The organism is Rhodocytophaga rosea, from assembly GCF_010119975.1.
Classification (GTDB): Bacteria; Bacteroidota; Bacteroidia; order Cytophagales; family 172606-1; genus Rhodocytophaga; species Rhodocytophaga rosea.
The window spans coordinates 3723146-3744430 of record NZ_CP048222.1 but is presented as its reverse complement, the minus strand read 5'-3'; the positions used below and the strand labels follow the sequence as shown (position 1 = coordinate 3744430).

The 21285-nt window shown below is 39.5% G+C and carries 17 protein-coding genes; 13 read left to right on the top strand and 4 right to left on the bottom strand.

Annotated features, from left to right (window positions below; all coding sequences use genetic code 11):
* Positions 1 to 14: 14 nt before the first annotated feature.
* Together GXP67_RS15615 and GXP67_RS15610 are read left to right on the top strand one after the other, a co-directional pair.
* Positions 15 to 335 (top strand): hypothetical protein, encoded by a 321-nt coding sequence (locus GXP67_RS15615; RefSeq protein WP_162443983.1) that lies wholly within the window; start codon positions 15 to 17, stop codon positions 333 to 335.
* 195 nt (positions 336 to 530) lie between these two features.
* Positions 531 to 791, top strand: coding sequence for a hypothetical protein (locus tag GXP67_RS15610; RefSeq protein ID WP_162443982.1), 261 nt, complete (start codon positions 531 to 533; stop codon positions 789 to 791).
* 113 nt (positions 792 to 904) lie between these two features.
* On the opposite strand, the gene GXP67_RS15605 is transcribed toward GXP67_RS15610, so the two are convergent.
* Positions 905 to 1573: a YggS family pyridoxal phosphate-dependent enzyme gene (locus GXP67_RS15605; RefSeq protein ID WP_162443981.1), complete on the bottom strand. Its 669-nt coding sequence runs from the start codon at positions 1571 to 1573 to the stop codon at positions 905 to 907.
* 168 nt (positions 1574 to 1741) lie between these two features.
* Here GXP67_RS15605 and GXP67_RS15600 point away from each other — a divergent pair, with 168 nt between their 5' ends.
* From GXP67_RS15600 to GXP67_RS15575, 7 genes are all read left to right on the top strand, one after another.
* Positions 1742 to 3016, top strand: a complete 1275-nt coding sequence (locus tag GXP67_RS15600; RefSeq protein WP_162443980.1) for a sensor histidine kinase — start codon at positions 1742 to 1744, stop codon at positions 3014 to 3016.
* 506 nt (positions 3017 to 3522) lie between these two features.
* Entirely contained in the window at positions 3523 to 4206 is a 684-nt protein-coding gene (locus tag GXP67_RS15595; protein ID WP_162443979.1) for an OB-fold-containig protein, read from the top strand.
* Between the two features lie 133 nt (positions 4207 to 4339).
* A complete protein-coding gene (locus tag GXP67_RS15590; RefSeq protein ID WP_162443978.1) occupies positions 4340 to 6523 on the top strand; it encodes a flotillin family protein in 2184 nt (727 codons plus the stop codon).
* A 486-nt stretch (positions 6524 to 7009) separates the two neighbouring features.
* Positions 7010 to 7585, top strand: a complete 576-nt coding sequence (locus tag GXP67_RS15585; RefSeq protein WP_162443977.1) for an ATPase — start codon at positions 7010 to 7012, stop codon at positions 7583 to 7585.
* The gene (locus GXP67_RS37035; protein WP_197901692.1) at positions 7578 to 7748 is read left to right on the top strand and encodes a DUF8506 family protein; all 171 of its coding nucleotides are present in this window, start codon (positions 7578 to 7580) and stop codon (positions 7746 to 7748) included. Before GXP67_RS15585 ends, GXP67_RS37035 begins: the two co-directional genes overlap by 8 nt.
* Positions 7749 to 8028: 280 nt before the next feature.
* Positions 8029 to 12984, top strand: coding sequence for a DNA repair ATPase (locus tag GXP67_RS15580; protein WP_162443976.1), 4956 nt, complete (start codon positions 8029 to 8031; stop codon positions 12982 to 12984).
* Positions 12985 to 13021: 37 nt separating this feature from the next.
* On the top strand, positions 13022 to 14047 hold the full coding sequence (locus GXP67_RS15575) for a hypothetical protein (RefSeq protein ID WP_162443975.1): 1026 nt from the start codon (positions 13022 to 13024) through the stop codon (positions 14045 to 14047).
* 54 nt (positions 14048 to 14101) lie between these two features.
* Here the strand turns inward: GXP67_RS15575 and GXP67_RS15570 are convergent, their stop codons facing one another.
* Positions 14102 to 14905 carry a hypothetical protein gene (locus tag GXP67_RS15570; RefSeq protein WP_162443974.1) on the bottom strand — a complete coding sequence of 268 codons (804 nt, stop codon included), beginning with the start codon at positions 14903 to 14905 and terminating at the stop codon, positions 14102 to 14104.
* Between the two features lie 146 nt (positions 14906 to 15051).
* On the opposite strand from GXP67_RS15570, the gene GXP67_RS15565 reads away from it, so the two are divergent.
* The 3 genes from GXP67_RS15565 to GXP67_RS15555 are packed head-to-tail and all read left to right on the top strand — an operon-like array spanning position 15052 to position 17247.
* Positions 15052 to 15540 (top strand): RNA polymerase sigma factor, encoded by a 489-nt coding sequence (locus GXP67_RS15565; protein ID WP_162443973.1) that lies wholly within the window; start codon positions 15052 to 15054, stop codon positions 15538 to 15540.
* Positions 15541 to 15542: 2 nt separating this feature from the next.
* Positions 15543 to 16280 carry a hypothetical protein gene (locus tag GXP67_RS15560; RefSeq protein WP_162443972.1) on the top strand — a complete coding sequence of 246 codons (738 nt, stop codon included), beginning with the start codon at positions 15543 to 15545 and terminating at the stop codon, positions 16278 to 16280.
* A 10-nt stretch (positions 16281 to 16290) separates the two neighbouring features.
* A complete protein-coding gene (locus tag GXP67_RS15555) occupies positions 16291 to 17247 on the top strand; it encodes a hypothetical protein (protein WP_162443971.1) in 957 nt (318 codons plus the stop codon).
* Positions 17248 to 17258: 11 nt separating this feature from the next.
* On the opposite strand, the gene asnB is transcribed toward GXP67_RS15555, so the two are convergent.
* Positions 17259 to 19160 carry an asparagine synthase (glutamine-hydrolyzing) gene (asnB, locus tag GXP67_RS15550; protein ID WP_162443970.1) on the bottom strand — a complete coding sequence of 634 codons (1902 nt, stop codon included), beginning with the start codon at positions 19158 to 19160 and terminating at the stop codon, positions 17259 to 17261.
* Positions 19161 to 19306: 146 nt separating this feature from the next.
* Here asnB and GXP67_RS15545 point away from each other — a divergent pair, with 146 nt between their 5' ends.
* The gene (locus tag GXP67_RS15545; RefSeq protein WP_162443969.1) at positions 19307 to 20509 is read left to right on the top strand and encodes an NAD(P)/FAD-dependent oxidoreductase; all 1203 of its coding nucleotides are present in this window, start codon (positions 19307 to 19309) and stop codon (positions 20507 to 20509) included.
* On the opposite strand, the gene GXP67_RS15540 is transcribed toward GXP67_RS15545, so the two are convergent.
* Positions 20510 to 21283, bottom strand: coding sequence for a class I SAM-dependent methyltransferase (locus GXP67_RS15540; RefSeq protein WP_162443968.1), 774 nt, complete (start codon positions 21281 to 21283; stop codon positions 20510 to 20512). It abuts the gene before it with no gap.
* Between the last annotated feature and the right edge of the window lie 2 nt (positions 21284 to 21285).

The following is a 21285-nucleotide window of genomic DNA, read 5'->3' as shown; positions in this document are numbered from 1 at the left end:
TTTATAGATACGCTATGGCTACAGAACTAATCACACAACTGAAAAACATCCGGGATAAAATTAACAACCTGCCCGTAGACGACGAGAAAGCAAAAGAGCTGGAATCGCTGATTGGCAAATCCATCGAGATTATCAGCAAGCTTAAAAACCCACATCATGATTTTTTTGATAGCCGTCGGCAAACTGCCTTGCATGATCTGGAAGATAACCTGAATAAACATGTAAAAGGCTATTGGGAAGCTGATACTAAAATTGTTAAAATATCTGAATTCAGCCGGGCTCGCAACGACGTTAATTTCGTACTCAACCGAATCTTATCCACTTTTAAACGTTGATACCTTCGCTTTTTAACAAAGCTTTTACCATTCAATAAAGCATCTTTTCTTTCATATCATATAATTAATAGACACGTTTGCAGAGCATCTAGCATGAACTATAAAATAGTTTTGTTTTTCTTCGACTAAAACAGCTAGTTGTCGTAGATAGGCTTGCAAGGTATATTTTACCATTTAACACAAAATTTCTGATCTATGAAATACTACCAGAGACATCTTTCTCCTGATACCAATACCGGTAAGCTTGCCCAGCCAGAAGAGGACAATAACTCTAAGGAAACAACCACTGAAGAAGTTTTTTCAACCGATCCGGCTAATGCAGCCAAGGTAAAAGCTGCACCCAAAGACACCAATGAAATGATCAATAATACCGGTTTGGACAATGCGCCTGCAAACAACGATGAAGACACCGATCTGAGTGAAGGTACACATGATGCAGATGCTGCTACCGGATAGAAACAGTGAAGTATTTTATAAGAATAACTAACATTAACCTATATAAACTCCGATTCTGAGTATTGGTAATTCAGTAAGTTGGTATAATTTAAAAGAATGACTGCCGACGAATATTATCTGGCACCAAAAATAGAACTGCCTACCCGGATTAATGTGCTTCCTTCCTCAATCGCTATCTGATAATCGCCGCTCATGCCTATAGAAAGCTCTGTGAGTTTTACCTGAGCCGGTAATGTTTTGCGTTTCATCTGCTCAAAAAACAATTTCAACCCACGGAACTCTTGCCTAATATGCTCCTGGTTATCCGTAAAAGTAGCCATCCCCATTAAACCTGCTATAGTAATATTCTTCAGAACACTTAATCCTGAGGATTGCAATAATTCCTCAGCCTCCTGATATGACAGACCAAATTTAGTCTCTTCCTCCGCAATATGAATTTGCAGCAAACAAGGAATAATTTTATTGTATTTTTTAGCTTGTTTGTCCACTTCCTGTAATAATTTAAGGCTGTCTATGGAATGAATCATACTGACAAAAGGAGCGATATATTTCACTTTGTTACTTTGTAAGTGTCCGATCAGGTGCCATTCAATATCTTTGGGTAGTTGTTCGTATTTCTCTACCATTTCCTGTACTTTATTTTCCCCAAAACGCTTACTTCCGGCTTCGTATGCCTGCATCAGCATTTCTATAGGCTTTGTTTTGGTTACAGCAATTAATTTGCAGGATGTGTCCTGTAACAGAGTATCGAATGAACGGATATTTTCCTGAATGCTTATCATAGGTAGTTAATAAATGTATAGCGCAGCAAAGTAAGAATGATTTTGGCAAAATATAAATGAATTAGCTTTTCGATAGTAGATTTTAGATAAGAAGTTAATACATACATTCTTGTTAATGAATTGTTAAAGACTTCCTGCCATTTCGATTTTTCGTGTAATTTTAAATATATGAACAGGTACACGATCCGTTTACTGGTGGTTCTGGCAGCAATTGCCATTACCGGCATTATATCCACCCAGGTATTCTGGCTGAGGCGGGCTTTCGACCTGAAAGAAAAGCAGTTTAACCAAACCGTTAATATTGCGCTTAAAAGTGTAGCTGAACAGATTCTGGCGTATAACCAGCATGCGGCTCCGGTAATTAATCCGGTTTGTCAGTATTCCACTAATTATTTTGTAGTGTCGGTAAACGATGTAATTGATGCCAATGTGCTGGAGTATTTTCTCCGCAAAGAGTTTAGCAAACGGAATGTTACCATGGATTTTGAGTATGGCATATACGATTGCAACAGCGAACGCATGGTGTATGGAAATTATGTAAATACCGGGGCTGGTGAATTTGAACTGCATCAGACCAAACGTACAGACCTACCTAAGTGGGAAAATAAAACCTATTATTTTGGCGTAAATTTCCCAACCCGTGAGAATCATTTATTATCACAGATGGGTATATGGGGATTTTCCTCGTTCGTATTGCTGGTAATGGTTGTATTCTTTGCATACGCCCTTTTTGTAATTCTGAAGCAAAAAAGACTTTCTGAAATTCAGCGGGATTTCATCAATAACATGACTCATGAATTTAAAACGCCTATTTCTACCATTGCTATATCCTCAGAAGTTCTGAAAAATCCCTCTATTCTGGAAAATCCCGGACGTTTATTGAACTACGCAACCATTATTCAGGAACAAGCCTGCCGGCTGAAAAATCAGGTAGAAACCGTATTACAAATGGCATCTATTGATAAGGATCAGATCAAACTCAGAAAAGAGCCTGTAGATGTACATGAAGTAATTTATAAAGCAGTTGAGAATATTGAAGAATTACTCAAGCAACAGAATGGAAGTATTACTTATCAATTAGAAGCCGACGAATCCATTGTTCAGGCAGATTGCCTGCACTTAACCAATATGATTTATAATCTGTTAGACAATGCTATTAAATACTCCTCTATAAGCCCTCAAATCTGTATTATTACAAAGAATGAAAAAAAAGGTATATGGCTCTGCATTCGCGACAATGGTATTGGGATCAGCAAAGAGTATCAGAAAAAAATCTTTGACAAGTTTTATCGTGTTCCCACCGGAAATGTGCACGATGTAAAAGGATTCGGCTTAGGCCTTAACTATATCCAATCTCTGGTAAAAGCTCATAAAGGCCATATTACCCTTTTAAGTGAACTTCATAATGGAAGTACTTTTAGCATTTTTTTACCAGCCCAATAGTAATAGACAAATAAATTCCCGGATTTTTCGGATTTCAGCCTACCATTTAAGTTTCCCTTAAAATTCTATTCTAGTATACCTCTATTTTTGAAAAATTCAGGTTACCAGTTTCAATTATCACCATCAAGAATTGTGTAACGCTTCTACTGTTTATTCGCACTAAAAAATATGAGAAATATAACTCAACTCAAAGTATTCTCTTTATCAGCATTTTAGAGATAAGTGAGACTTGGCACAAAATAGCACTGGTTAAAGATAAATTTATTATTAACTTGTGTCTTACTAAATGGCTTCTACTAATATGAATAAAGCCAAAATATAAACGCCTCTAAATCAACAAAATATAAGTTTAGACAAAACTCTTTCTTCCAAACGCAGATCGAAAATTAATACCTGTCATAAGCTGTGCTACTACCGGCTTTCAAAAGATAGCAGCTATCAAACAGGATCGTAAGAATTAAGCTGATTCGTTAGATTTTTGATCAAGTTTTAAAATTTTTGTTCCTATGAACGATTTATTGGAAGCGGCCATATCGGGCGTTAATATTATTCCTACCAGTCTATTAATATTTATTCTCGTCTACTGGCTGATTGTCATGATGGGTTTAATAGACATGAAGTCCATAGACATTATCCCCGACCATGATTTTCACATGGATGTCCATACAGATGTGGATACGGATATACCTGCCAAGGAAATTCATACCGGCCTTCACGGATATGATGCTGGTTCGGTGAGTTGGATAAACTCAGTTCTGGTATTTTTCAATCTGGGCCAGGTACCTTTTATGGTATTTATGAGTTTTTTTATTCTGCCTGTCTGGGTTATTTCCATTCTAAGTAATCATTATCTGGGTAATTCCTCTTTTCTGATGGGTTTATTACTACTTATTCCTATTCTAGTCATTAGCTTATTTGTTGCTAAATTCCTTACCATGCCTTTTGTAAGAATGTTCAGTTATCTGTATAAAGATCCTGAGCAAGAGGAAGTGATAGGCAGGGTATGTACTGTACTATTGCCAGCCAATGCTGAAAAAATGGGTCAGGCTGTCATTAGGTCCAGAGGAAATACATTAATGTTGAATGTAAAAACAAGCGATGGTGAATCTCTGGCAAAAGGCAAGAATGCGTTGGTGCTGGAGTTTAAAAAAGATAAAAATTACTATGTAGTGCAGGAAGTAGAAGCATAATTGAGAGTCTAATTCAACCCATAAATTATCATACTTAATAAACGCATCAAATCCTATAATATATTCATACGCTTTAATCATTCATTATCCTTTCATCTATTTCTAATTTTTCATATTTCAATTCAGTTTACTTATGGTTTTCAACATTACAATTGTAGGTTTAGTAATCATAGCATTTATCCTGATTGGTATAATTGCCATGATCTCAAAATGGTACCGTAAAGCCGAACAAGGCCAGGCCTTAGTCAGGACTGGTATCGGAGGTACACAGGTTTCATTTTCAGGAATGATCGTTGTTCCCGTGCTACATAGCCTGGAGCACATGGACATTTCCTTAAAAACGGTAATGATTGCTAGGCAGGGAAAGGAAGGCCTTATTTGTAAGGATAACTTACGGGCAGATATTAAAGTAACTTTCTTTGTACGAGTAAATAAAACCCAGGATGACGTAATTCAAGTGGGCCAGTCTATTGGCTGCCGCAGGGCTTCTGACACTCAGGCACTAGAAGATCTATTTGATGCCAAATTTTCAGAAGCATTAAAAACCGTTGGTAAAAAGTTTGAATTCATTGAACTCTATAATTCCCGTGAACTATTTAAGCACGAAATTCTGCAAATTATCGGTACTGATCTGAATGGATATATCCTCGACGATTGCGCCATTGATTACTTAGAGCAAACCCACATTGAAGAACTCAATGAAAACAATATTCTGGATGCAGAAGGTATCAAAAAAATCATTGAACTAACGGCTAAACAGAAAATTCTTTCTAACCACATTGAGCGTGAAAAAGAAAAAACCATTACCCAGCAAAACGTACAAGCCAAAGAAGCTATACTGGAACTAAACCGGCAACTGGCAGAAACTGAAGAAAAGCAGAAACGGGAAATTGCTTCTATTAAAGCCAGAGAAGAATCTGAAACAGCGGTAATTCAACAACAGGAACGCCTAAAATCAGAAAAAGCCCGCATACAGACGGAAGAAGAATCCAGAATTGCTGAAGAAAACCGTGATCGCCAGATTATTGTAGCCCGCAAAAACAAAGAGCGCATTGAAGCGGTAGAAACAGAACGTGTAGACAAAGACCGTTTGCTGGAAGTAACCGAAAAGCAGCGTATTGTTTCGCTTGCTGATATTGCCAAAGAAAAAGCTATAGAAGAAGAGCGCAAGAACATTCAGGAAGTGATCCGGGAAAGAGTGGTAGTACAGAAAGCAGTGGTGACAGAAGAAGAAAAAATAAAAGATACCCAGGCATTTGCCCTCGCAGACCGTGAAAAAGCAGTGGCTATCAAAAAAGCAGAGATGCTTGCAGAACAAGCATTGGTTCAACAAATTAAAGCTGCTGAAGCCGACCGCCAGTCAGCTGAATTTAAGGCAAAACGTATCATGATTGAGGCTGATGCTGAACAGGCAACTGCCGGCAAAAAAGCAGAAGCTATGAAAATACTGGCCGATGCGGAAACTTCAAAAGCAGCTGCCTTAGGTATCGCCGAAGCCCAGGTAATGCAGGCCAAAGCTCTCGCCAAAGAAAAAGAAGGAAAAGCCGATGCTACTATTATTGAAAACAAAGCCATTGCCGAAGCCAAAAGTATCGAAGTAATGGCCAAAGCCCAGGCGGATGCCGATGAAAAATTAGGGCTTGTAGCTGCTAAAGTGAATAAAGAAAAAGGTCTGGCCGAAGCAAATGTAATCGAAATAAAAGCACAGGCGGAAGAGAAGAAAGGCCTCACCGAAGCCAAAATTATGCATGAGAAATTCACAGCTGAAGCCAAAGGTATTGAAAGCAAGGCAGATGCGATGAAGAAGATGGACGGCATAGGCAAAGAACACGAAGAGTTCAAGCTCAAATTGCAGAAAGAGAAAGAAGTGGAACTGGCTACCATTAACATTCAGAAAAACATCGCTGATGCTCAGGCTACAGTAATAGCCGAAGCCCTGAAATCTGCTAAAATTGATATTGTGGGTGGTGAAACTATGTTCTTCGATAAAATCATCAATTCGGTGAGTACCGGTAAATCAGTGGATAGATTGCTAAGCAATAGTCATAACCTGACGGATGTAAAAAACACTTTCTTCGGAAATGGCAATGGTAAAGAAGACAAAGAAGCCCATTTTAAACAAAGCCTCAAGCGCCTGGTAGACCAGTTTGGCATCTCTTCTGAAGACGTAAAAAACCTGAGTGTAGCTGCTCTGATCCTGCAAATGTCAAAACTGACTGATGATAAGGAATCCAAAAGTTTGCTAAATAATCTGCTTTCCTCTGCCAAAAAGAAGGGCGTTTCTGACGATGCCGCCCACAGCCTGGGTATCTGGTAATTATTGAGGTTTACAGTTGCGTACGTTCGTCTATTTGGATGAATGTACGCAACTACATATCAGGTTGCATATATCCGTATGTTGTGTGGGATTAAAAATAAGAAAAGACTAACCTATGATTGACTCAACTGTTATCAAAGAAATCATATTCAAGTATAAATATATTATCGCTTTATTTGTTTTTTCTGTTATTTCTCAAATATTAATGGATGTTTTTGAGTCTGAGATTTTATTCGGCAAGATTCTGTTTCAACTTCTAGCTTCCTGCTTAATAGGTTATGTAGCTACATAATTTCATTTATTTTATATAACAAAGCTTCACATACAAAGTGGTGGACTTCTATTTATACCTTTATGATAGTGGCATCTATAATCGTTCATATAATGTTTGAGCCATTCCTAAATTAATAGAAATAACTCCACTGCTTCAGCCTCTTAGCCGTCTTCTTCAGTATAGGTTAACGCTCATTGTAGGAAGATTCACATATGCCAAACTTATACATCATATCAGGCTGTAATGGTGCAGGAAAAACAACTGCTTCTTTTACCGTTCTTCCTGAAATGCTTGATTGTCGTGAATTTGTTAATGCAGATGAAATCGCACGTGGACTTTCTCCATTTCAGCCTGAAAAAGTTGCTGTTGAAGCAGGAAGAATAATGTTACAAAGAATTGACGAGTTACTTAAAAAACAAGAAGACTTTGCCATAGAAACAACATTAGCCACCAGAAGCTATGTGCAGACAATTAAGGTAGCCAAGGGAAAAGGATATAACATTACTTTAGTATACTTCTGGTTAAACTCTCCTGAATTAGCGATTGCTAGGGTAAAAAGAAGAGTGACTGAAGGCGGGCATAATATTCCTGAAGAGGTTATCCGTAGAAGATATAAGAAAGGAATATATAATCTTTTTAAACTATTCATCCCAATTTGCGACTATTGGATAGTTATTGATAATTCACAAAATCCATATATAGTAGTGGCCGAGGGACAAGAAGACCAAGAGATAAACATCCAAAATGAACAAATTTGGAATAAATTAAAGACTTTGAGTAATGAATAAAGATAAATTAAATATAACTGACCTAAGAAGCAAAATTTTAAAAGGAATTGACTTGGCTGTAGAACGGCTTATCCGCAAAAAACAAAAAGAAGACGGCGAGCTTGTTTTCTCACAAAACGGACAGGTTGTTGTAGTTAAAGCCAAAGATTTAGATGTTGAATAGAGTATACTTTACACCAAGCCCAAACTACAACCTGCCTGCATCACCGCAGGATCTTGGCGCAATGGCACAGCTAGGTGGGCTTTTTTGATACGTTATAAAAGAAATAATTAGAATTCTGATATTTGTGAGTTTCATTTTCTGTGCAACTGATTCATATGTACTATTAAATATGAATGCTATAACCCATGATAAATTAATCATCATTTCCTGAGAAATCTTTAATAAAAATTTTATCTCTATTACCCACAAGAGAATTTTTATCTCCTAATTCCCATTTCCCATGTCTGTAGAAACACCTCCGGTAAAAGATATATCCAAAGAAAAAGAAGTAAGCCTGCAGGAAGGAACCTATGAAATCATCCGCAACCGGCTGCGCAAACAAGGTAATGAACTGCGCAACCGACTGGAAAAATTAAATACTGAAAGGCGGGAAGTTTTTGGTTCTATCGAAACCAAGCTGCTGGCGACTGAGCGGATTACTACTGAACACAACTGCATTCCAGTGGATATGGTAGCCATCGATTCGCTGTTTTTGTTTGGCTATAATGTACACATGGGGCTGAAAACGGAAACTACCCTTGCTGATGTACTGAGTGTATACCGCTATGAAAATCATACATTTCATCACCTTTCCTTAGATGTGTTGAATGACCCCAGATTTCTGGAAGATTTTAAGAACCTTTACAAATACTACCGGGGAACACAATTTGCCAAATTTGCGGTGATTGGCCTAAAATTATTCATGGTGTTCCGGGTAGGAAAAAGTCCCAGTGATATCAAAACTTTTAAATGGGCGATTCAGGAGGATAAATTGATTTATGTAGATAACCGCAGCGACCATGAATTCACCTATCCGGATCAGCATGAGTTTAAGTGGAAGCGTACGAATCGGGAAGCCAGGCGGGAAGGTAAATTTCCGCATATTTCTATTGCCGACCGGGTTTTTGTAGAAACTATTGGTGGCGATCTCACCATTAAAATAGAAAATAATACGGCGACTGGACAGGGCATTTACTCAGAGGAAGTAGAAAACAAAGACCAAACCCTGGACGATGCCGAAATTCATTATACCATCATCGGGAATATTGTGGTACTCAAGATAAAGCCTTTCCAGGAGCATAAATACCGCTATATAGTTTATAACGAAAAAATACGTCATGCCCAGCGGCTAGATTCCCTCCAGGATTCCTGCGTACTATTGCCCGACGATCATGGGATTATTTTTGCCAACGGTTATTATCTGCAAACTGGTGAGTACAAACTTTTCGACAACCAGATGTCGGATATGCTGTTTGAAAAAAAGATTGCATCTCCCAATGGCGAAGATTTTTTATATGTCTTTTACAATCGGAACACCGGCACCTATGTACTGCTTTCCTATAATCTGATTGAGCAGAAAGTAGCCATTCCGATTATATGTCATGGCTATTCTATTTTTGAAAACGGCGAACTATGCTATTTTAAAGCTGAAAATGAGCAGAAAAAGCACCATGTCGTACAAATCTGGCAAACCCCCTATGTAGATCCTAATTATCCGATTTTAAAAACCAGCGACTCGTATCTGTATAAAATTGGTAATAAAGATATCGTACGGGCCATGGCCGAAACTAATGAACTGCTTACACTCATTAACCGGGACGATACCTATGTGAATCTGTACATGGATCTGGTGAAAATGACCACCGACATTATAGATTCCTATCACTGGCTCAACCGCACGGAAACTTATCAACTGGCGGAACCTTTACTGGAGATCAAGCAATCGGCTTCTTCGGCCATCGAAGAATTTGAGAAAGTAACCCGTATCCGCAAGAATACCAGTGAAGAAATTGACCGGGTGGTACAAAAGGTAAACAAAACGGTTTCCGAGCTGAATAAGAGCCAGTCTGATACTATCAATCATTTTGTGCAGTTTCTGGCTTCTTTCCGGTCATTGCGGGGTGAAACCATTTCCCTGAAAAACCTCCAGTACACCGATCTGCCTCTGATTGAAAAAAAGGAGAAAGAAATAGAAACACTCACAGCTAAACTCTCCAACGATGCGGTCGTATTTTTGCTTCGTGACGATGCACTGGCTCCTTACCAGACAAAAGTTAGTTCCCTCCATCAAAGTATTGCCGGCATTGCAAAGGTTATAGAAGCCAATAAAGTAGAGGAAGATATTGCCGCTATTTCCACCGAACTGGAAATGCTGATTGATGTAGTGAGCAATCTCAAGATTGAAGATGCTACTCAAACTACACGTATTATTGATAATATTTCTGCCATTTATGCCCAGTTCAACCAGATAAGGGCGGCGCTGAAGGTAAAACGGAAGGAATTACTGGGAGTAGAAGGTAAGGCTGAGTTCACTTCCCAGCTCAAACTCGTAGATCAGGGGGTAGCCAATTATTTAGATATCAGCCAGACTCCAGAAAAATGCGATGAATATGTAACCAAGCTGATGGTGCAGCTGGAAGAACTCGAAGGTCGTTTTTCCGAGTTTGAAGATTTTATTGACAAGATCACCCAGAAGCGGGAAGAAGTATACAATGCCTTCGAAAGCAAAAAACTCAGCATAACCGAAGCCAGAAACAAACGTTCTATTGCTCTGATGCAATCGGCAGAACGGATTTTGAAGGGCATACAAAGCCGGGCCGCTACGTTTACCATGGTAAATGAGATCAACGGCTATTTTGCTTCCGACCTGATGGTAGATAAAGTCCGCGATATTATCCGGCAACTGGCTGATATGGGTGATACTGTAAAGTCGGATGATATTCAAAGCCGCCTGAAAACAGTGCAGGAAGAAACCCTGCGCCAACTGAAAGATAAACAGGAATTGTTTGTAGATGGATCATCGGTGATTAAATTCGGCGATTTTCGCTTTTCTACCAATACACAGCCTCTGGATTTGAGTATTGTGAATCAGCAAGGTGATATGTTTTACCACCTCACAGGCACTAATTTCTTTGAAAAAATTACTGATACTGCTTTTCTCTCGACCAGAGATGTGTGGGAACAAGCCTTAATTTCTGAAAATACAGAGGTATACAGGGCAGAATACTTAGCCTACCAAATACTGAAATCTACTATTATAAAGGAAAAAACAGGAACCTATATAAATGGCCAGGGACAAAGTTTTCACTACCTCACAACCAAAGAACTTCAGCTATTAACTAATGCTGAGTTGCTGGACTATGTGCAGAAATTTATGGCTCCCAGGTACAATGAAGGATATATTAAAGGCGTGCACGATCAGGATGCAGAATTGATTCTGAAAGCTTTACTAGAACTTACCAGCAACATTGACCTGCTCAAATACCCATCTAAAGCCAGGGCTTGTGCTTCCTTATACTGGCAGGCATTCGCGCCTACTGAGTTTAAAGAAATTCTGCACCGCCGTTTAAAAGGAGTAGGCGTAATTTTACAGGTTTTCCCCGATACCAAACAGTTCGAAGGGCTCGTAGAGGAAGTGCAGAAGGAAGTAGCAAATTTTACGAATGACAGCAGATTGTTTGATACGGCATTGGCCTCAGAGGCTGGCGAATACTTGTTTTACGAACTCACCCGGAGCGATGATTTTATTGTAGATGCCGAAGCGGCCGGTCTATATGAAGGCTTTTTAGCACATTTGAAAGACAAAAAATATACGCAGCCCTATGAAGAATCAGTTGCATCTCTGGAGAAAAACCAGGTAGCGAAATTCAAACTGATCAAAAAGTGGCTCAATGCCTTTATTGACCATACCCATTTGGATGAAAAACGGGAATACCTGGACGAAGCAGCTGTACTCTTGTTTACTGATGGATTGCAACAGAAAAAGATCATCCGTATTTCCTTAAAAACAGAACTTACTGGTTTACAGGGAGCACATGCCGTAATAGAAGGAGGAAAATACCTGCTCAACTATAATGCATTCATGGTAAAACTGAAAACCTTTGATGCACACATTGTACCCCGTTTCCAGGAATATACCGCGCTGAAAAAAAGTATGGTGGCCGCTTTCAAAGAGGAACTACGCCTAGATGAATTTAAGTCAAATGTACTTACTTCATTCGTCCGTAATAAACTGATTGACCAGGTTTACCTGCCATTAATCGGAGCCAACCTAGCCAAACAAATTGGTACCGTTGGAGCCAATAAACGTACCGACCGGATGGGCATGCTGCTACTGATCTCTCCTCCCGGATATGGTAAAACTACTTTAATGGAATATATTGCCAACCGCCTGGGAATTATCTTTATGAAAATCAATGGACCAGCGATCGGGCATAAGGTAACTTCCCTCGATCCGGCTGAAGCACCGAATGCAGCGGCCAGAGAAGAAATTGAAAAGCTCAATCTGTCGTTGGAAATGGGCGATAATGTAATGCTCTATTTGGATGATATTCAGCACTGTAATCCGGAGTTTTTACAGAAATTCATTTCTCTTTGTGATGCGCAGCGGAAAATTGAAGGCGTGTATAAAGGGAAAAGTCATACTTATGATTTGCGGGGCAAAAAAGTGTGCGTAGTGATGGCTGGAAACCCTTATACTGAAAGCGGCAGCAAATTCCAGATTCCGGATATGCTGGCCAACCGGGCAGACATTTATAACCTGGGCGACATTATTGGTGATTCCGACGAAGCTTTTAAACTCAGTTATCTCGAAAACTGCCTCACAGCTAATCCGGTGCTGCAAAAACTGGCTATGAAAAGTCATAAAGATGTACTCACCTTTATTAAAATTGCCCAAACTGGTATCAGAGATGGTTTAACTTTTGAAGCCAGTCATGCCGCAGAAGAGATCAATGAGTATGTATCCATTCTAAAGAAACTATTGGCTATCCGGGATATAATTCTGAAAGTGAACAAAGAATATATTTATTCTGCCGCCCAGTCAGATGAGTTCCGGACAGAGCCGCCTTTCAAATTACAAGGTTCTTACCGGAACATGAATAAAATTGCTGATAAAGTAGTAGCTATGATGAATGAACAGGAACTCCGTACCGTAATTAATTCGCATTATGAAAACGAAGCCCAGACGTTAGCCACTGGTGCCGAAGCCAACCTGCTCAAATTCAAAGAACTCACCGGACAACTCACCGCTGCAGATCAAAAACGCTGGGAAGATATCAAAACAACTTTCCTCAAAAACAAAAAACTCAAAGGTCTAGGTGCTGATAACCAGGTTGGCCAAGTCGTAGTAAGCATGGAAGTGATTTCTGACAAACTGGAAGGCATTAAGAATATTCTGGCAAGGAAGGAAGATTAAATGTCTGGTGTATAACGATTCAATCAGCTATATAACAATGTTAAAATACACAATCATATTTATAAGTCTACTTATTGTCGGTTGCGATACAAAAGATAAAGAGAGAGCAGACTTATCATCAATTTTTGATACTAATAAGCAAGAGTTTAAGATTAATAATGAGAAGGATACAACGATAACTTGTCAGGACGGCACAATAATTAAAATTCCTAAACATTCTTTTACTGTGTCTGAAAGTGATTCTATAAGATTTGTTGTAAAGGAGGTGTATACAAAATCCGATATGATAAAAGCCGGGTTAAGTACAACATCAAATAATAGGATTTTAGAATCGAAAGGAATGGTTTACATTCAGTCTTTACATGATCAAACTGAATTAGCCTTGAATAAACCTATCGAAATTGCTTTTGCTGGTAATATAAACTCTGAGGAATATAAGGTATTTTATGGTGCATTCAGTAACAAAAAAATTAATTGGGTATTAGATACGACTACTTCCAATTACCATATTTTCATAAATCATATATTAAAAGGCTCTCCTTGTGGAAATTGTGATTATGCATATGAAGATTTTATAATTGATTCACTCAAATGGAACAGAGGTTATACACATGTAGATACTATTGTCACTTTTACACATTCGAATGATACACTCCCATTTTCATTTATTACCTGGATGGATGTAACATCTACAAACAGCAGAGATAGAGTAATAGACAAAGTGTTTAGTGCAAGTAAATTACAGTGGATAAATTGTGACCGTTTTATTGATTTCCAGGAATTCACTACAGTTCATATAGCAGCTAACAAAATACAAAATCCTTATGTCTTTTGCGTGTTTAAAGATTATAACTCCATTCTTCAAAGTGATAGCCAGAACACTATGGAAGGAGTCCCTGTAGGGCAAATGGTTTCTATAATTGGAATTGACTTTAAAGAAGATGATATTTATTTCGGAATGATTCCAAATATAAAAATTACAAAAGATATGACAATTAAACTTCGGTTAGAAAAAACCGATAAAGAAATAGTAGATAGAGTAATCGGCAGACTTGACAAATAACATTGAATCATTTATAAAACAGCCACATCTCAATAGGCGTGGCTGTTTTATTTTCTACTCACTACAGCTATACTCCCGGTCTACCTGATAGGATTCGGATCCGGTATTAACAGTTTCCTTCACAGGAAATTCTTTCTCATTATACAAATAGGTATGTGTATAGTTTTTTGTCAGGCCCGACAGGTAATAGGTTACTTTCTCAGAGAGAATATTATTCCTTGAATGTGTCTCAGCACCAACCCCCAGAAAAGTAGCGCCCAGGTTAGGGTTTTTCTTACTGTCGTAGGTATACTCACTGGATACATCATTCACTGCGCCTGTACTATGCTGGGTATATTCCTGGATCTTACTCACATTCTGATTCGCATCATAGGTATAGGTATCATATCGATAAGGCGTAGTACTGTTATCCGGCGCATAAGTGGACACTTTCACAACTTGTTTACTGACGTTATAGTCAATCACCTTGTTGTATTGATGAACTATTGCGTTTGTAGGTGCATTCCGGGAATAAAAGGCAATCTTGCTGAGCAGATTATTGCCGTCGTATTCAAATGTAAAATAACTAAGGTCACCCCCATCGTCTGATTTAAAAGTTTCCTTTATCACCCTTCCGGCAGCATTGTAAGCATATTCTTTAAAATAATTATCTTCTGTCGCATCACCCGAATAATCCGCTTTTTGCAGCCTTTTCTGGGAATCATACTGGTAAGTGATCACATCGGTTCCGGCAACTGTCATTTTGGTTACTAGACAAGCATTCTTAGGCTGTTGTGGCTCTGCTGCATCATCAGTGTTGCAGGAAACTGCCAGACATAATAAGCCCATGCCGGCAGTCAAGGAAAAAAGTTTATGCATGGATATGGTTTATTTATTAACAGGAGTCCGTTTCAAACAAATTGGTTGCAATGTTGTAATACATGCCGGAAATATTTTTTCTTTCCTGTAACTTTTAGATTCTATTTCTGTCATACAACAGAGCCAGCAAGATTGAGTATTTCTGAATGATTTCAGTTGAGGCATATAACCAGGCAGTAAAAGTATACACTACATCTGTAGCCAGGTTTCTTCATAAATCCCTCCGGGATGAGGAAGCAGTACATGATATTGTGCAGGATTGTTATTTGAAATTATGGCAACACCGGGAGAAAATAAATCCGGAGAAAATAAAACCCTGGCTTTTTTCTGTGGCACACCGTGCCATGCTCGATTACCTGGCGGCTGCTTCCAGAAAAGTAAAGCTGGAACACTCAGAACATACACCACAGGTATACCAGAAAAATGAATTCGATACCAAAGCTATTATAGAAAAAGCCCTCAATGAACTTCCACCGTTGCAAAAATCTATTCTCTTGCTTAGGGACCTGGAAGGATATGAATATAAGGAGATTGGCGATATTCTGGAACTTACTGAAGCACAGGTAAAAGTATACCTATTCAGAGCCAGACAGAAAGTAAAAAATTTTATACGTGAACTGACAAATGTACTTTAATTATGAAGCCGGTTTTCGAGGAAGCAGATGAAAATGAGCTTTTGTTATTCAACTACCTGGAAGGTAATCTTTCTCAGGAAGAGACAAAGGAGCTGGAATCAAGGTTATTAACTGACGTTTCTCTGCAAACTGAACTATCTTACTGGCGTGAATCTTTCGTAGAAGCTGACAGCTACGATACTACTAGCCTGGAACTAACCCTGCTGAAACCGGAAGCATTGCCAATCCGTAGACTGGGATCCTTACAAGCAATAATTGCAGCCTTGCTTGCTTCATTACTTAGCCTGGTTGCTGTTCCTCTGGCTGTTAAAAGTCCGTATATGTTTCATACTTATACAGTTTCTTCCTTATTACCAGAAAAAACTCAACAACCAGTAACTTCACCAGGACTCAATGAAAATACGCCTGTAAAACAGCATATAAAACAAATGCCGCTTATACAGGCTATTCCCGCACGAACAAATCTGACCTATGCGACACCTCAACAGATAGTAGTTACCCCTTTGCCAGTATTAAAACTTCGGGCTTTACCTAAAAACGAGATAAATGAATTGGCTTTGCTGGCACAGAAAGAAATAAAAATGCAATGGAAGAAAAAACCGGCTGCCCGGACTTTATCCGGAAAGGAGCGGCGACAGATTGCCAGAATGAAAGAAAGAGCTTTGCAGCAAAGAAAAGCCAGTGAGTTTTCAAAAGGCCAGGTGCCCTATGTAGTTCCGCTCAATACCAATAACTTTTAACCAATTTTATATGAATGTAGTTACCAGGATCAAAGTCAGTCTCATCTGGGTTGTTACTCTTTTGCCTGTTGCCAGCTTCGGACAGAGTGCTATACCAATTGGCACAATGCCCTTGCAATACAACAGCTCTTTTGCTGGGTCCAATGGAGACTCCAGAATTAGTTCGTTGATAGGTTATGAGAGATATTTTCAGGATAGTAGAGCTACCTCTTATACGATGAGTACTACATATGATCAGTTTGTTCCTACTATCCGTAGTGGTATAGGCATCACCAGCGGATTTTCTGCTTTACATGTGCCTGCAAGTGGTGGATGGCCTGACGCAAACCCACGAAATGGCTATATTTCTCTTGCTATTGCACCCAAATTTTCCATAAAAGGAAAATATACGATCTCTCCCTCTCTCAATTTCGGTTATAGCCAGAGCTGGAACTTGCGTTATGGAGGATATGTTGACGGAGTACTTGTACTCAGAAAAGTGCAGGCTCATACTATTTCAAGTGGAGCAGCCATTTTGTTTAATTCCAACAAATATTATATAGGCTATTCGGTTTCTTTGGGAGGCAAAAACTTTTTTAGCGATACAACTTCTTCCAGAACCTGGGACATCATAAACGATTATAGCTCTTTTCTTCAATTGGGTTACACATTCCAACGGAGTTCTTCCTCAAAATTTTCGTTTACACCCCAGCTTGTTCTGGGAGCTTATAAGGACAATTACGAAAATCGGTTTAGAATCAGGCTGGAAGCATTTATCCTGAATTTCAGGTATCAAAAGTTTATATGGGGCTTAAATGATGGAGGTATTCACCTGGGATGGCAGAATGACAAACTCCGCTTTATGTGGACAAATGGACTAGGTTCCCTGATCAGAAATAACGATTCCCGTTCTTACTCAACCAGCCTGGCTTTCCGCTATCTGATTCCATCTGCGCTTGAGAAAAAATATACAATGCCAGGGCAGTAACGGACCAGCTTTTACACATACTTTTTCCACCAGTACTGGAACACAAGCAAACCCCAGATGCGGGCATGTACATCTTCGGGATTACTGGAAAATAGCTTTTCTTTCAGATTCCTAATTTCATCTATATTAAAAATGCCTTGCTGTTCAATAAAATCATCTTTCAGCAGGTCGTTGGAGATCAGGGGTTGGAGTTCGTTGCGCATCCATTTGAGCAGCGGCACTTCAAAGCCGTGTTTCGGGCGGTTATATAATTCTTTAGGTAAGCGGCTGCGGAATGCATCCTGTACGATTCGTTTTTTCATACGCCCATCAATTTTGAATTCGGCTGGCAAGGAGAAAGCAAAATCCACGATTGTATAATCCAGAAAAGGTACCCGTACTTCCAGGCCATGTGCCATCGACATCAGGTCTACTTTAGTAAGCATATCGTTGGGCAATACCAGGTGCATATCCGTATACAAAAATTCGTTAAAATCGCCTCCTTCTTCCAAAAAACGAAGTATCTGGTTTTTTCTTTCCTCGAACTCCTGCTCATCTGCCAGCACCGCACTTGGCTGGCTCAATAAACTCCGGGCTTGTTCTTCTCTGGCAAAGGTGCAAAAACGCCAGTATCGCTCCTGGTCGCTTTTCTGCATACCTTCCGCAAACTTCTGCAATTGCCGCACTTTGTTTCCAATTACACTATTTCTCGATTTAGGCAGTGCATTCCACACTGGTTGTAAGGCTTGAACAGCGCCAGCAAGCAAGCCTCTTTCCCGGATTCTATACTCTCCTAAATGCTTATTATAGCCAGAAAAAACTTCATCGGCACCATCTCCGGATAAAGCGACCGTAACCCTCTTTTTTGTCCGTTTACTCAAGATATACACCGCCAGCGCCGAAGAGTCAGCAAAAGGTTCATCAGTATAATCCAGCATATCAAACAAATGCTCATACAAGTCGTCGTTGGACAAAGAGAATACCGTATGATTTGTTTTATATTTTTTAGCGACCAGGTTTGCATATTTGGTTTCGTCGAAAAAGGGCTCATCCCGGTAACCAATCGAAAATGTATTCAAGTGACTGGTATACTGAGAAGCCAGCGCTACAATTACTGAAGAATCAATACCTCCACTCAGAAAAGCACCAAGCGGCACATCGGCAATCAGTCGTTTGCGCACCGATTCATCCAGTAATTCTACCAGCTTCTCCTGTACTTTTTCGTAACTCAACTGGTTGGCCGTCCACCGGTGATAAGTCTGGGGAATCTGGTAATATTGTTTCTGGGTAACCGTTTTGCCTTCAATGTACATGTAATATCCTGGCAGCAGTTTACGGACGTGCTTAAAAATGGTGTGCGGTGCTGGTATATAATTGAGCTGTAAAAACTGTTGTAACGACACATAATCCACTTCCTTAGAAATACCAAAAGCGATCATGGCTTTCATTTCAGAGGCAAAAATCAACTTATCCTCATCCTGAAAATAGAGTAGCGGCTTAATACCCATGCGGTCTCTGGCAATAAACAAACTGCCTTTTTCCTGGTCATAAATAGCAAATGCAAAAAAGCCATTCAAGTGTTTGAGGCAGTTTTCCCGTTCGTAGATATACAATTTTAATAATACCTCTGTATCTGAACCAGATTTGAATGTATGTCCTTTGGCTTCTAATTGCTGGCGCAATTCCAGGAAGTTAAAAATCTCTCCATTGAATACAATGGTATAGCGACCGCTTTCATCGGTCATGGGCTGGCGGCCATCTGAACTGGTATCGATAATAGACAATCGCCTATGTCCTAAGCCTACATATCCATGTGTAAAAGTGCCTTGGGAATCCGGTCCCCGTTGCGCCAGGATGTCGTTGGCAGCAAATAAGTTAATAGAAAAAAATCTGCCTATTTCATTGAATGCATAGATGCCGGTTATTCCACACATACTTTCTTTACATTAAAAAGATTGACTACAGAAATATAATTGTTACCAGGGCTGTTTATTTGCCTGCAAACAGGCAATTTATTTAAAAATAAACAATCCCTATCAAAGCAAGTTACATAAAAAGGGCTTAAAAACGCCTGTCACCAATGGACTTAAAATCAGAACACCCTTTCTGGCTGGTCAGAGATGGCTTAATTGCGTCTTATCCTTCACTGCGGAAAGATATACAATGCGACATTGCCATCGTAGGCGGTGGAATTACAGGTGCTTTAATGGCCTATTCTCTCGTACAAACTGGAGCAAATGTAATTGTTATAGACAAGAGAGATGTGGGCACTGGCAGCACTTCGGCCAGTACTTCTATTCTGCAATATGAAATTGATGTTCCTTTGCACAAGCTGATTACATATATTGGCGAACAAGAGGCGGTACGCAGTTACAAATTGTGTGTGGAGGCAATTGGAAAAATAGAAAAAGTAGTACAAGAAACTGATGCCGAATGTGGATTTGAGCGAAAAAAAAGCTTGTACTACGCCAGTAATAACAAATACATTGATTTTATAGAAAAAGAATTTGAAGCCAGGACGAAATACGGCATTGCTGTAACCTATCTGGAAGCGAGTCAGATCAGAGAACGATTTAACTTTGAGTCACCAGCAGCTATCTTGTCAGAGGAAGCTGCCCAGTTAGATGCCTATGCCCTGGCGCATCATTTATATAATTACAGTCAGCAATTTGGCTTACGTATATTCGACAGCACACAGATTAACGAGATTCAATTTCATAAGCAGAGTTTAACTTTACAAACAGACACCAACCAAACCATTCAGGCAAAAAAAGCCGTATTCTGTACCGGCTACGAAACACAGAATTTCCTTCCGGAGATGGTTGTCAAATTAAAAAGTACTTATGCTATGGTGAGCGAACCCCTGGAAGCTATTCCTGATTTTCTTAAGGAAGCCATTTTGTGGGAAACTCAAACGCCTTATTTATACCTGCGTACAACGGATGACAACCGTATTCTGATTGGAGGGGAAGATGATAATTTTGTAAATCCTCAGAAACGGGATGCCCGTATTGAAAAAAAGCAAAAAGCTTTATTGAAAAAGTTTAACCACTTATTTCCTGAGCTGACTATTTATCCGGATTTTACCTGGGCAGGCACCTTCGGAGAAACCAAAGATGGATTGCCTTATATCGGTGAACATCCGGATTTCCCTGGTTGTTACTTTGCCTTAGGTTTTGGAGGCAATGGCATTATTTTCAGTATGATTGCTGCTGATATTATCAAAGATTTGTATGCAGGTAGGCCCAATGCCGATGTCCAATTATTCCGGTTCGATAGATAATTACTTCTGGGCGATATAAAAAAAGTCCAGGCAATTTTCCACATCCGGACTCAGGAAATAATCGTCGAAATTGATATCATTTACCAGCTGGTCGTTTTTGTCCATGAGCGATTTTCGGTTCATGCGGTTGAGAATATCGTAAGGGACTTGCAGCCAGGTACGGGGCAGTTTGTATTGCAGGTTAAAAATATCAAAACGGGTGATCTTCTCTACAGATTTCCTGTTCTTCTCATAATAAGCCATCACCTTTTTGTTCCCATGCACGCCTTGCCTGTTCAACTTAGTGAAATAAGTATGAATGAGTTTTTGCAGTCCGAGTGCTGTATATTCCCGGATATGCCAGGGATTACGGGTAAGTGAAAGTTTGATGTTGGGAGTGGTCAGGATCAGTTTTCCGCCAGGCTTTAATACCCGGTAAATTTCTTTAATGAACAAATCGTCGTTTTCGATATGCTCAATCACCTGAAAGGTCACTACAAAATCAAAACTATTATCAGCAATACCAGTGAGGGGAGGAATGTTCTGGCCAATAAAATGTAAACGGGGATATACTTTCCGCAGGTTATTAAGCAATTCTTCATTTTTATCGATGCCTGTATACTGCCGGCAATTATCGGCCAGTACATCCAGCCCTCTTCCTACCCCACACCCGATTTCCAGCAGATCGCCACTGATCATGCGCGCCGCCTGCTCATAGGCAAAAAACAACCGCTGGTGAACCGGATTGTCGGAAACAATGCTATTAGACGTAATTTCTGTGGTACTGAAAGCCATTG

Coding starts and splice junctions, on each gene's coding strand:
- GXP67_RS15615 (WP_162443983.1), top strand. CDS start 15: ATGGCTACAGAACTAATCACACAACTGAAAAACATCCGGGATAAAATT.
- GXP67_RS15610 (WP_162443982.1), top strand. CDS start 531: ATGAAATACTACCAGAGACATCTTTCTCCTGATACCAATACCGGTAAG.
- GXP67_RS15605 (WP_162443981.1), bottom strand. CDS start 1,573: ATGATAAGCATTCAGGAAAATATCCGTTCATTCGATACTCTGTTACAG.
- GXP67_RS15600 (WP_162443980.1), top strand. CDS start 1,742: ATGAACAGGTACACGATCCGTTTACTGGTGGTTCTGGCAGCAATTGCC.
- GXP67_RS15595 (WP_162443979.1), top strand. CDS start 3,523: ATGAACGATTTATTGGAAGCGGCCATATCGGGCGTTAATATTATTCCT.
- GXP67_RS15590 (WP_162443978.1), top strand. CDS start 4,340: ATGGTTTTCAACATTACAATTGTAGGTTTAGTAATCATAGCATTTATC.
- GXP67_RS15585 (WP_162443977.1), top strand. CDS start 7,010: ATGCCAAACTTATACATCATATCAGGCTGTAATGGTGCAGGAAAAACA.
- GXP67_RS37035 (WP_197901692.1), top strand. CDS start 7,578: ATGAATAAAGATAAATTAAATATAACTGACCTAAGAAGCAAAATTTTA.
- GXP67_RS15580 (WP_162443976.1), top strand. CDS start 8,029: ATGTCTGTAGAAACACCTCCGGTAAAAGATATATCCAAAGAAAAAGAA.
- GXP67_RS15575 (WP_162443975.1), top strand. CDS start 13,022: ATGTTAAAATACACAATCATATTTATAAGTCTACTTATTGTCGGTTGC.
- GXP67_RS15570 (WP_162443974.1), bottom strand. CDS start 14,905: ATGCATAAACTTTTTTCCTTGACTGCCGGCATGGGCTTATTATGTCTG.
- GXP67_RS15565 (WP_162443973.1), top strand. CDS start 15,052: ATGATTTCAGTTGAGGCATATAACCAGGCAGTAAAAGTATACACTACA.
- GXP67_RS15560 (WP_162443972.1), top strand. CDS start 15,543: ATGAAGCCGGTTTTCGAGGAAGCAGATGAAAATGAGCTTTTGTTATTC.
- GXP67_RS15555 (WP_162443971.1), top strand. CDS start 16,291: ATGAATGTAGTTACCAGGATCAAAGTCAGTCTCATCTGGGTTGTTACT.
- asnB (WP_162443970.1), bottom strand. CDS start 19,160: ATGTGTGGAATAACCGGCATCTATGCATTCAATGAAATAGGCAGATTT.
- GXP67_RS15545 (WP_162443969.1), top strand. CDS start 19,307: ATGGACTTAAAATCAGAACACCCTTTCTGGCTGGTCAGAGATGGCTTA.
- GXP67_RS15540 (WP_162443968.1), bottom strand. CDS start 21,283: ATGGCTTTCAGTACCACAGAAATTACGTCTAATAGCATTGTTTCCGAC.